The following is a 12,250-nucleotide window of genomic DNA, read 5'->3' on the forward strand; positions in this document are numbered from 1 at the left end:
ATGGTATTCGCCATGACTTTGATGATATGAAGATTGTAAAAGAAATTTTAGAACAATTGAACAAATAATTATTTCGAGTTCCGAGTTGCAGGTTTAAAGTTTAAACTCCCAACCCGAAACTCCCAACCCGAAACTATAAAATATGTTATACTACTTATTTGAATACCTCGACAAAACAATGGATGTTCCTGGAACTGGAGTTTTCCAATACATCACTTTTCGTTCGGCTTTAGCAATATTATTATCATTGATGATTTCTACCATTTATGGAAAAAAAATCATCACATTTTTAAGAAATCAGCAAGTAGGAGAAACAGTAAGAGAACTTGGTTTGGATGGACAAACTCAAAAAGCAGGAACACCAACAATGGGTGGATTAATCATTATTGTTTCAACATTAATTCCAGTTATTTTATTGACAAAGCTGAATAATATTTACATTATTCTATTAATTGTGACTACGCTTTGGATGGGAACCATTGGCTTTATTGACGATTATATCAAAATTTTTAAAAAAGACAAACAAGGATTAAAAGGAATTTTCAAAGTAATTGGTCAAGTAGGTTTGGGATTAATCGTGGGTTCAGTATTGTATTTTAATCCTAGTGTTACCGTGAGAGAAAAATCTAACAAGCCAATGACATTCAATCAAACCGAAAATGTAATTTCGCAAACACCGATTGATTATAAATCAACAACTACAACTATTCCGTTCACTAAAAACAATGAATTGGATTATGCTCAAATTTTAAAACCATTTACCGATGATTATCAAAATTGGGCTTGGTTGGTATTTATTCCAATTGTTATTTTCATTATCACAGCGGTTTCAAATGGAGCAAATCTTACCGATGGAATAGATGGTTTAGCCGCAGGAACATCTGCAATATCAGTATTAGCATTGGGGATTTTCACCTTCGTTTCTGGTAACATCTTTTTTTCCGATTATTTAAACATCATGTACATCCCAAATTCGGGTGAAATGACGGTTTTCATCTCTGCATTTGTGGGTTCTCTAATTGGATTTCTTTGGTATAATTCTTATCCAGCTACCGTATTTATGGGCGATACGGGTAGTTTAACTATTGGAGGAATTATTGCAGTTTTAGCTATTTCTGTTCGAAAAGAGTTGTTATTGCCTGTTTTGTGTGCCATATTTTTTGCCGAAAATTTATCAGTTATCATGCAGGTTTCTTATTTCAAGTATACCAAAAAACGCTTTGGAGAAGGAAGACGCATTTTCCTAATGTCGCCGTTGCATCATCATTATCAAAAGAAAGGATATCACGAAAGTAAAATAGTAACCCGTTTTTGGATTGTTGCCATTCTTCTAGCTATAGTTTCGATTGTTACATTAAAATTGAGATAATGCAACGATTGGTCATACTTGGTGGAGGTGAAAGTGGTGTCGGAACCGCCATTTTAGCAAAGCAAAAAGGATACGATGTTTTTGTTTCCGATTTTGGAGAAATTAAAGATAATTACAAAGACGTTCTTAAACAATATGAAATAAAATGGGAAGACAATAAACATACGGAAGATTTAATTCTAAATGCTGATGTGGTTATGAAAAGCCCGGGAATTCCAGAAAAAGCAGCAATAGTAAAAAAACTTTTGGAAAAAGGCATTCCAGTGATTTCTGAAATTGAGTTTGCTTCAAAATATACTCAAGCAAAAACCATCGGAATAACAGGAAGCAACGGAAAAACAACCACAACAATGTTGACCTATCATTTGCTAAAATCTGGAGGATTGAATGTGGGTTTAGGAGGCAATATTGGTAAGAGTTTTGCCTGGCAAGTAGCCGAAGACAATTATGATTGCTATGTATTGGAATTAAGTAGTTTTCAATTGGATGGGAATATAAATTACAGACCAGACATAGCCATTATAACCAATATAAGTCCAGATCATTTGGATAGATACGAGTATAAATATGAGAATTATATCGCATCAAAATTTAGAATAACCATGAACCAAACCGAGAATGATTATCTCATTTATGATGCAGATAATGAAGCCATCTCAAACTGGTTTAAACAAAATAAAACAAAAGCAAAATTAATTCCTTTTTCACTAACACAAATTTTTGAAAATGGGGCCTTTATAAAAAACGACCACACTATGGACATCATCATCAACAACGAGGAATTTGAAATGAAAACGGGAGACGTTTCATTGGAAGGAAAACACAATTTGAAAAACGCTATGGCTGCTACTTCAGTTGCAAAACTGATGAAAATCAGAAAGCAGACTATTCGTGAAAGTTTGTCCAATTTTCAAGGAGTAGCGCATCGATTAGAAAAAGTACTTAAGATTCAAAATGTGCAATATATAAACGATAGCAAAGCGACTAATGTAAATGCTACATTTTTCGCCTTAGATAGTATGACCGTGCCAACCGTTTGGATTGTTGGTGGAGTGGATAAAGGAAATGATTATACCGAATTAATGTCCTTAGTTCGTGAAAAAGTAAAAGCAATCATTTGTCTTGGTGTTGATAATAAAAAAATTATTGATGCCTTTGGAAACGTGGTTGACATGATGGTTGAGGTTGACAATATGCGTGATGCAGTAATAACAGCAAAGCATATTGCAGAAAAAGGAGATGCCGTTTTATTGTCTCCAGCTTGTGCCAGTTTTGATTTATTTCAAAACTACGAAGACAGAGGGAATCAGTTTAAAGTGGCTGTACAGAATTTGTAAAAATTTAGTTGCTAGTTTCGGGTTCCAGATTTCGAGTTACGCTTGAACCCGAAACACGAAACTCGCAACCCAAAACAAATCATAATGAAAGAATTAATTACAAGTTTAAAAGGAGATAAAGTCATTTGGGCATTTGTTGCTCTTTTGGCAATGTTTTCTTTTATGCCTGTTTTTAGTGCGAGTAGTAATTTGGCCTACATGCGTCATGGTTCAGGAAATGCAATGACTTATCTTTTAAAACATGGAGCACAAGTATTAATTGGATTTTTTATAATTTACAAAGTTCATAAAATCCCGTATCATTATTTCAGAACAATTTCTAAGTATTTATTACCTGTCGTGTGGATTTTGTTGGTTTATACTTTGATGAAAGGAACTGTGATTGATGGAGCAAACGCTAGCAGATGGATTCAAATTCCGTTTATTGGGATTACCTTCCAAACATCCACTTTGGCAGCCATAGTTCTATTTGTTTTTGTAGCGCGTTATTTATCGAAAAAAAGAGAAACACCCATAACATTTCAAAACTCTCTTTGGGAATTGTGGACGCCAGTTTTTGTAACATTGTTCTTGATACTTCCTGCTAATTTATCTACCGCAGCACTTATTTTTTTCATGGTAATCATGTTGGTTTTTATTGGTAAATATCCTTTAAAATATATTGCCGTTATTCTTGGAGTAGGAATTATTGGTTTGACGTTTTTTATTTTAGTAGCCAAAGCATTTCCAGATGCTTTCCCCAATCGTGTGGACACTTGGATTAATAGAATTGATAATTTCACAACTGATAAACCCGATGAAGATGATTATCAAATCGAAAAAGCCAAAATAGCTATTGCTTCTGGTGGAATATATGGACTTGGCCCGGGAAAAAGTGTACAGAAAAACTTTTTGCCTCAATCTTCTTCCGATTTTATCTATGCGATTATTGTGGAAGAATATGGACTATTTGGCGGATTACTCGTATTGGGAATGTATCTTTTATTATTATTCCGATTTGTGGTTGCCGCACACAAAGCCAATTCACTATTCGGAAAACTCGTCGTTGTAGGATTGGGTTTTCCAATTATTTTTCAAGCCATGACCAATATGGCAGTTGCCGTTGAATTATTGCCTGTTACTGGACAAACACTACCACTAATCAGTTCTGGTGGAAGTTCTATATGGATGACCTGTATTGCACTCGGAATTATATTAAGCGTCACCAAAAAAGAGGAAGAAATTGCCGAAGAAAACGCCGAAAAACAAAAACGAGAAGATGCCTTGCAAAAGCTAATCGATAAACAATTACAGGAAGATGAAGAAGCTGAAATCTCCCTTATCCCCGATGGGGGAATTGAGGATTATACGATTGAAGATAAATCGGTAAATCCAATGATGGCAATCAAAGGAGTTCGTGTAAAATAGTTATAAACAGTATGAGTTCACTTTCCAAAAATTCCAAAAATAAGATAACTTCTCCCTCCCCTCGGGAGGGTCGGAATGGGCTTAAATTCATATTAAGCGGAGGCGGAACGGGAGGACATATCTATCCTGCGATTGCGATTGCTAATGAAATAAAGACTCGTTTTCCAGATGCTGAATTTCTTTTTGTGGGAGCCAAAGACAAAATGGAAATGCAAAAAGTGCCTCAAGCTGGTTATGAAATCAAGGGACTTTGGATTGCCGGTTTACAACGAAAATTGACAGTCCAAAACATGATGTTTCCTTTCAAACTGATAAGTAGTTTATGGAAATCTCGAACAATTATTAATAATTTCAAACCCGATGTAGTCATTGGAACAGGCGGTTTTGCTAGCGGGCCATTATTGCAAATGGCTAATAGTTTGAATATTCCAACAGTGATTCAGGAACAAAATTCCTATCCAGGAATTACCAATAAATTGTTGAGCAAAAAAGCCAATGCTATTTGTGTGGCCTATGAAAATTTAGAGCGCTTTTTTCCGGCAGAAAAAATTGTATTTACTGGAAATCCTGTTCGTCAGGATTTATTGGATGTAGATACCAAAAGAAATGAAGGGATTGCTTATTTCAAATTAGATACTAATAAAAAAACACTACTAATCCTTGGTGGGAGTCTTGGTGCCAGAAGAGTAAACCAATTAATAGCAAAAGAATTAGATTTTCTATTGGCAACTGGTGTTCAGGTATTTTGGCAATGTGGCAAATTGTATTATGAAGACTATAAAAAGTATAATTCAAAAAACGCGCAACCCGCAACCCGCAACTCGCAACCCGTAACCGTTAAAGCGTTTATTGACCGAATGGATTTGATTTATGCCGCAGCCGATTTTGTGATTTCGCGTGCAGGAGCATCATCAGTTTCGGAATTATGTTTGGTAGGAAAACCAACTATTTTTATTCCATCACCCAATGTAGCCGAAGACCATCAAACCAAAAACGCTAAGGCAATTGTCGATAAAAAAGGAGCAATCCTACTAAAAGAAACCGAGTTGGATGAAAAATTTGAAACTGTTTTCACTGATTTAATTTCTAATGAAAATTTACAGCATGAATTAAGCCAAAACATAAAAAAATTGGCAAAGCCAAATGCCACAAAAGATATAGTGGAACAAATAATAAAACTAATTAAATAACAAATCAAAAACTTTGCGCCTTAGCAGCAAAATAAAAACCATAATGAACCATTTTAGTAAAATTAGTAATCAAATAAAATAAATCCCTTTCCGTTTCGGCTCCCCTCTCCTTTGGAGAGGGGTTGGGGGTGAGGCAAATGAACCTAAACCAAATACATAACGTTTATTTCATCGGAATTGGAGGCATCGGAATGAGTGCTTTGGCTCGTTATTTCCAAAATATTGGCAAAAATGTTTCGGGTTACGACAAAACACCAACTATGTTGACTGATGAGTTGATGGCAAACGGAATGAGCATTCACTTTGAAGACAATATTAGTTTAATTCCATCCGATTATTATGTAGAAAACACCTTAGTTATCATTACGCCTGCTGTTCCTATTTCTCATTCCGAATGGAATTACTTTTTAGAAAGGGATTATGTAGTGAAAAAGCGTGCCGAAGTTTTGGGAATTATCACCAAAGACACTTTCTGTTTTGCTGTTGCTGGCACACACGGAAAAACAACAACATCTAGTATTTTGGGACATATTCTATTTGAAAGTGGTGCCGATGTTACTGCTTTTATTGGCGGAATTGTAGAGAATTACCATTCCAATTTAATAGGAAATGGCAAAACAGTAACAGTTGTCGAAGCTGATGAATTTGATCGTTCTTTTTTGCATTTACATCCTAATATTGCTTGTGTAACCTCTATGGATGCAGATCATTTAGATATTTATGGCGATGCAACTGCCATTGAAGATTCCTTCAGAGAATTTGCAGATAAAGTTGAAAATAAGAATAATTTATTCGTTTCCAGAGGATTGCCTTTAGATGGAATTCAAATTGAAATAATTGATAAACAAAGTCAAATTCCCCCTTTGGGGGTTAGGGGGCTTTTCATAGCTTTCAATATCCGAATTGAAAATGGATTTTATGTTTTTGATGTACAAACGCCTTCAGAAATTATCAAAAATTTACAATTTGGATTACCCGGAAGACATAATTTAATGAATGCCTTGATGGCTTTAGCAATGGCTAAAACTTATGGTACCCCAACCGAGTCCATTGCTAATGCCTTGGCTTCATTTAAAGGAATTCAACGAAGATTTTCGTATCAAATTAAGTCAGAAAAATTAGTTTATATCGATGATTATGCGCATCATCCTACGGAAATTAATGCCGTGCATCAAGCAGTTCGCGAATTGTATCCAAACCAAAAAGTATTGGCAATATTTCAACCACATTTATTCAGCAGAACCAAAGATTTTGCAGATGACTTTGCCAAAAGTTTGTCACAATTTGATGAAGTGATTTTGTTAGATATTTATCCAGCAAGAGAATTACCTATGGAAGGAATTACGTCAAGTTGGTTATTGTCAAAAATGGAAAAAAATCATAAAAAATTGGTTTCAAAAGACGCTTTAATTCCATCAATTTTAGAAAGTGATGCAAAAATAATTGTGACCATTGGTGCTGGAGATATTGGTGAATTAGTTCCAAAAATTAAAGAAGCATTATCATGAAAATTTTCTCTTGGATAAATATCAGATTAGTGCTTATGATAGGGATGGTAATATTCTTGTATTCCTTTACCTCACATCGAAATGAGATGCGAAAAATTAAGAAAACAGTGGTTGTTTTTGAAGGCAAAAACACGCTTTTTTTGAAGGAAGAAATGGTTAATAAATTGTTAATAGAAAAAAATCAGGACATAAAAACTTTAAACAAAGTTGATTTAGATTTGATGAAATTGGAAACGGCTATCAATGCCCAAGAGATGGTTCAAAAAGCAGATGTGTTTGTCAGTGTTGATGGGGTTTTAAAAGCAGTAGTGAAACAAAAAACACCTATCGGAAGAGTGTTTAATCAAGCTGGTTCTTTTTATATTGACAGAGAGGGAAATAAGATGCCCTTATCGGATAATTATACGGCTAGAGTGCCATTAATTTCTGGGGAAATAGATGTTGTAAAAAAGGAAAAAATGGCTGAAGTATTGAATAAAATTGCTGAAGATGATTTTTTAAAAAAAAATATCATATGTGTACAAGTTTTAGCCAACGGAAGCTTAGTTATGATGAATAGGAATTACGAATTTCAAATTGATTTTGGCAGAACTGTTGATATCAAAAGAAAATTTAAAAAATACAAAGCGTTTTTTCAGAATGCTGTTCTAGATAGCACATTGTACAAATACAAAAGGATTAATTTGAAGTTTACCAAGCAAGTGGTTTGCATTAAATAGTAAATTATGGAAAAAGAAAATATTGCAGTCGGATTAGACATTGGAACAACCAAAATTGTTGCCATGATTGGCAAGAAAAATGAATATGGGAAGTTGGAAATTCTGGGCGTTGGAAAATCCAAAAGTCTTGGTGTGGCTCGTGGAGTTGTTAACAATATTACACAAACCATTCAATCAATTCAACAAGCTGTTCTTGAGGCAGAAAATGATTCAGGATATAAAATAAACGATGTTGTTGTAGGTATCGCAGGACAACACATTCGAAGCATTCAACATACCGATTACGTAATTAGAGCTAATCCAGAAGAAGTAATCAATGGAAAAGACATTCAGTTATTAATTGATCAAGTTAATAAATTGGCTATGCTTCCGGGTGAAGAAATTATTCATGTATTGCCACAAGAATTTAAAATTGATGGTCAATCAGAAATAAAAGAGCCAATAGGAATGTATGGTGGAAGACTAGAAGCTAGTTTTCACGTTGTAGTTGGACAAGCTTCTTCTATAAGAAACGTAGGAAGGTGTATCCAAAATTCTGGTATTGAATTATCAGGATTAACGTTAGAACCTTTGGCTTCAGCAGATGCTGTATTGAGTCATGAAGAAAAAGAAGCCGGTGTTGCTTTGATTGATATTGGTGGAGGAACAACAGATTTAGCTATTTTCAAAGATGGAATCATACGCCACACAGCTGTAGTGCCTTTTGGTGGAAATGTGATTACTGATGATATCAAAGAAGGATGTTCAATCATAGAAAAACAAGCTGAATTATTGAAAACCAAATTTGGTTCGGCATGGCCAGGAGAGAATAAAGACAACGAAATTGTATCCATTCCTGGATTGAGAGGAAGAGATCCTAAAGAGATTTCATTGAAAAATTTATCTAAAATAATTCATGCTCGAGTAGTAGAAATTATAGAGCAAGTTTACACGGAGATAAAAGCATACGGACACGAAGATCCACGCAAAAAATTAATCGCAGGAATTGTGCTTACTGGCGGTGGCTCACAATTGAAACACATCAAACAATTAGTCGAATATATTACAGGAATGGATACCAGAATTGGGTATCCAAACGAACATTTAGCAGGCAATTCAAGTGAAGAAATTTCAAGTCCATTGTATGCCACTGCAGTAGGATTGGTAATGAATAGCATTCATAATAATTCAAATAGTGCCTACAAAATTGAACTAAAAGAAGTAGAAAAAGAAATTCAAAAACAAGTTAATCCACAACCAGTTTTTGAACCAATAGCTGAAGTTCCCAATGAAGTAGAAGAAATTAAAGTAGAAACAGAAACGGAAAAAAAGATACGAGGTTCATTTTTTGATCGCTATGTTGAAAAGATTAAAGATTTTTTAGATAACGCAGAATAAATAATATACAAAACTTAACAAAACCAAAATAGTATGATAAGCAACTCAGAATTTGGAAACATCTCATTTGATTTACCAAAGAATCAATCAAATGTGATTAAAGTAATCGGAGTTGGTGGCGGCGGAAGCAATGCTATCAATCACATGTTCAAACAAGGTATAAATGGAGTTGATTTTATAGTTTGTAACACAGACTCTCAAGCACTTCAAAACAGTCCAGTTCCCAATAAAATTCAGTTGGGTGTAAACCTTACAGAAGGTCTTGGTGCTGGAGCTAATCCTGATGTCGGACAACAATCGGCATTAGAAAGTGTTGGTGATATTGAAAAAATGTTGGACACCAATACCAAAATGGTTTTTATCACCGCAGGAATGGGTGGTGGAACAGGAACTGGAGCTGCGCCAGTAATTGCCCAAATGGCAAAAGAAAGGGGTATTCTTACTGTGGGAATCGTGACTTGTCCCTTTCAGTTTGAGGGAAAAGTTCGTCAAGACCAAGCCAAGTTAGGGGTTGAGAAATTAAGAAAACAAGTTGACTCTTTGATTGTTATCAATAACAACAAATTGAGAGAAGTATATGGAAATCTTGGTTTCAAAGCTGGATTTTCAAAAGCTGATGAAGTATTAGCTACTGCATCTCGTGGAATTGCAGAAGTTATTACACACCACTACACCCAAAACATTGATTTGAAAGATGCTAAAACTGTTTTAGAAAATAGTGGAAGAGCCATAATGGGTTCGGCTACTGCTAGCGGTGAAAACAGAGCAAAAGAAGCTATAATTGCTGCATTAGATTCTCCATTGTTGGATGATAATAAAATTTCGGGCGCCAAAAACGTATTGTTGCTTATCGTTTCTGGATCAAACGAAATTACTATTGATGAAATAGGAGAAATTAATGACCATATTCAAAGTGAAGCCGGACACAACGCCAACATTATTATGGGAGTTGGTGAAGATGAAAATTTGGGTGAATCAATAGCAGTTACTATTATTGCAACGGGATTTAATGAAGAACAACAAAATGGAATTTTAAGCATAGAAGCTAAGAAAATCATACACTCATTAGATGGAGAACACAAATTAGAGCGTGATTTAACGCAAAAGCCAGTAGAAGTTTTCCAAACTAAAATAGAATCTCCAATTGAATTTAATGAGGAAAAAATTATTTTTGAACTGATTGAAGAAGAAATTGAATCGACCGAAGGCGAATTTGTTCAACAGATAGCAAATGTAGTTTCTGATATTAGTGAAAATGAATTGATTGCAATGAATCAATTCATAAGAAATCTTGATGTTACTTTCGAAATTGTATCCCCAATAAACGATATTGATTTCAATGTAGCAACTCCTGAAGCTCTTGAAATGAAGGTTGTTGAGTCAAAAAGTATTGAAGTAGAAGAGCAAATAACCTTTACTTTTGACATGCCTGCTGTCAAACTTGAAACTATAGAAACAATCGATGAGAGTAGAGTTGTTTTTGATTTATCTGCAGAAACTCGAGATATTGAAGTCAATGAGCATGTTCAATTTGTTTCTGTAACGGAGTTGAATGAAGGTGGAATTATCAAATATTCTCTTGAAGAGTACATGGAAGTGGAAAATGATTTATTAAACTCAAAACCAGTTGCCAAAGTAGTGGAAGAGCCAATAGCTGACGAGTTAAAAATCACTATGAAACAAATGGAAACTGAAAAACCACAATCTTTTGTGAGTCAGTTTGAAGATGTTTCTCCTGTAGAAATGACCATCGAAGAAACATTGAAGCACAGAGCTGACGAAAGAAGAAGAAAATTAAAAGAGTTTAATTATAAATTCAACAACAATCCATCAAGAGTTGATGAAATGGAAAAAGAGCCAGCTTATAAACGCCATGGCATCGATCTTTCAAACAATACCCAAACAAACAATGCAAGCTCAAGAATGTCTTTAGGAACAGATAGTAATGACGATTTGCAAATTCGTTCCAATAATTCGTTCTTACACGATAATGTAGATTAATTAATTTGTTAATCTCATAATTCTAAACCCGAAAATTTCAGTTAAATTTTCGGGTTATTTTTTTATATTTGCATGACTTTTTAGTCGTCTTAAAATCTAATCATCTAAGCGGTCTAATAATCAAAAAATCTAAATTATGAGTTTATCAACCCAAATAATTGACGATATGAAAAATGCTATGCGTGCTAAAGACACTGTAGCTTTAGAAGCGCTTCGTGCCATCAAATCAGAACTTTTATTAGCGCAAACTTCATCAGGATCTAAAGAAGAAATCACCGAAGCTGAAGAAATCAAAATTTTACAAAAATTGGTAAAAATGCGTAAAGACAGTGCTTCAATTTTTACCGCACAAAATCGTCCTGATTTAGCCGAACCAGAACTGGCACAGATAGCTATTATTGAAAAATTTCTGCCAGCTCAATTAAGCGAAGCTGAAGTAGAAGTCGTGATTGCAAAAATAATTGCAGAAACTGGCGCTTCAGGAATAGCTTCTATGGGAAAAGTAATGGGATTAGCTACAGCACAACTTGGCGGAACTGCAGAGGGTAAAACTATTTCTACAATTGTAAAGAAACTTTTAATTTAATAAAGCGCGAGGTACAAAATACAAGGTACGAGAATAACTTCGTACTTCCAACTTCGTACTTCCAACTTTAAACTGGCTGCGTAGTTCAACTGGATAGAATATCAGATTTCGGCTCTGAGGGTTGGGGGTTCGAATCCCTTCGCGGTCACGAATAATTCAAATTCCGATAATTAAATGCTCCTTTTTGAAGGAGCATTTTAATTATAAAGAAGTAATATTTTTTAAATCCGCTATCGTTGCAATAGGATCCTCTGCTTTAAAGACATAATTACCGGCGACTAAAGCATCGGCTCCAGCCCGAACTAATTCGGCAGCATTTTTATTTGTCACTCCGCCATCAATTTCAATTAAGGTAGCGGCATTGTTTTTAACGATAAGTTCTTTCAATTGCGCTACTTTTTTATACGTGTTTTCAATATAAGATTGTCCACCAAAACCTGGGTTAACACTCATAATACAAACCAAATCAATATCCTGAATCACATCTTCCAATAAACTTACATTGGTATGCGGATTCAAAGCAACTCCGGCTTTCATTCCTTCTGCTTTTATTGCTTGAAGTGTGCGATGCAAATGCGTGCAGGCTTCATAATGTACCGTAAGAATATCGGCACCCAAGTTTTTAAATGTTTTTATGTATCGGTCTGGATCTACAATCATTAAATGGACATCGATTGTTTTTTTTGCATGTTTGGTAATCGCTTCCAAAACAGGCATCCCAAAAGAAATATTTGGAACAAAAACACCGTCCATGAT

The 12,250-nt window shown here is 34.8% G+C and carries 10 protein-coding genes and 1 tRNA gene; 10 read left to right on the forward strand and 1 reads right to left on the reverse strand.

Features of this window, described 5'->3' with window-relative positions:
* The first annotated feature begins 142 nt into the window (after nucleotides 1-142).
* From mraY to ACK5ON_RS05555, 10 genes are all read left to right on the forward strand, one after another.
* Nucleotides 143-1,369, forward strand: coding sequence for a phospho-N-acetylmuramoyl-pentapeptide-transferase (gene mraY, locus ACK5ON_RS05510; protein ID WP_396175695.1), 1,227 nt, complete (start codon nucleotides 143-145; stop codon nucleotides 1,367-1,369).
* Entirely contained in the window at nucleotides 1,369-2,706 is a 1,338-nt protein-coding gene (murD, locus tag ACK5ON_RS05515; RefSeq protein ID WP_409820654.1) for a UDP-N-acetylmuramoyl-L-alanine--D-glutamate ligase, read from the forward strand. Before mraY ends, murD begins: the two co-directional genes overlap by 1 nt.
* Nucleotides 2,707-2,790: 84 nt before the next feature.
* Nucleotides 2,791-4,113, forward strand: coding sequence for an FtsW/RodA/SpoVE family cell cycle protein (locus ACK5ON_RS05520; RefSeq protein ID WP_409820657.1), 1,323 nt, complete (start codon nucleotides 2,791-2,793; stop codon nucleotides 4,111-4,113).
* Nucleotides 4,114-4,124: 11 nt separating this feature from the next.
* A complete protein-coding gene (gene murG, locus ACK5ON_RS05525) occupies nucleotides 4,125-5,303 on the forward strand; it encodes an undecaprenyldiphospho-muramoylpentapeptide beta-N-acetylglucosaminyltransferase (RefSeq protein WP_409820660.1) in 1,179 nt (392 codons plus the stop codon).
* 137 nt (nucleotides 5,304-5,440) lie between these two features.
* Entirely contained in the window at nucleotides 5,441-6,811 is a 1,371-nt protein-coding gene (gene murC, locus ACK5ON_RS05530) for a UDP-N-acetylmuramate--L-alanine ligase (RefSeq protein WP_409820662.1), read from the forward strand.
* Nucleotides 6,808-7,530 carry a cell division protein FtsQ/DivIB gene (locus ACK5ON_RS05535; protein ID WP_396175705.1) on the forward strand — a complete coding sequence of 241 codons (723 nt, stop codon included), beginning with the start codon at nucleotides 6,808-6,810 and terminating at the stop codon, nucleotides 7,528-7,530. The genes murC and ACK5ON_RS05535 overlap by 4 nt, the downstream gene beginning before the upstream one ends.
* A gap of 6 nt (nucleotides 7,531-7,536) precedes the next feature.
* A complete protein-coding gene (gene ftsA / locus ACK5ON_RS05540) occupies nucleotides 7,537-8,907 on the forward strand; it encodes a cell division protein FtsA (RefSeq protein ID WP_409820665.1) in 1,371 nt (456 codons plus the stop codon).
* Between the two features lie 33 nt (nucleotides 8,908-8,940).
* Nucleotides 8,941-10,908 (forward strand): cell division protein FtsZ, encoded by a 1,968-nt coding sequence (gene ftsZ / locus ACK5ON_RS05545; protein ID WP_396176086.1) that lies wholly within the window; start codon nucleotides 8,941-8,943, stop codon nucleotides 10,906-10,908.
* A gap of 136 nt (nucleotides 10,909-11,044) precedes the next feature.
* Nucleotides 11,045-11,494 (forward strand): GatB/YqeY domain-containing protein, encoded by a 450-nt coding sequence (locus tag ACK5ON_RS05550; RefSeq protein ID WP_409820668.1) that lies wholly within the window; start codon nucleotides 11,045-11,047, stop codon nucleotides 11,492-11,494.
* A 74-nt stretch (nucleotides 11,495-11,568) separates the two neighbouring features.
* Nucleotides 11,569-11,642, forward strand: a tRNA-Arg gene (locus ACK5ON_RS05555).
* 53 nt (nucleotides 11,643-11,695) lie between these two features.
* Here ACK5ON_RS05555 and rpe read toward each other — a convergent pair.
* Nucleotides 11,696-12,250: ribulose-phosphate 3-epimerase (gene rpe / locus ACK5ON_RS05560; protein WP_409820672.1), on the reverse strand; the 555-nt coding region annotated here is incomplete at its 5' end.

Origin of the sequence: Flavobacterium sp. (assembly GCF_046317795.1) — a bacterium.
Lineage (GTDB): Bacteria > Bacteroidota > Bacteroidia > Flavobacteriales > Flavobacteriaceae > Flavobacterium.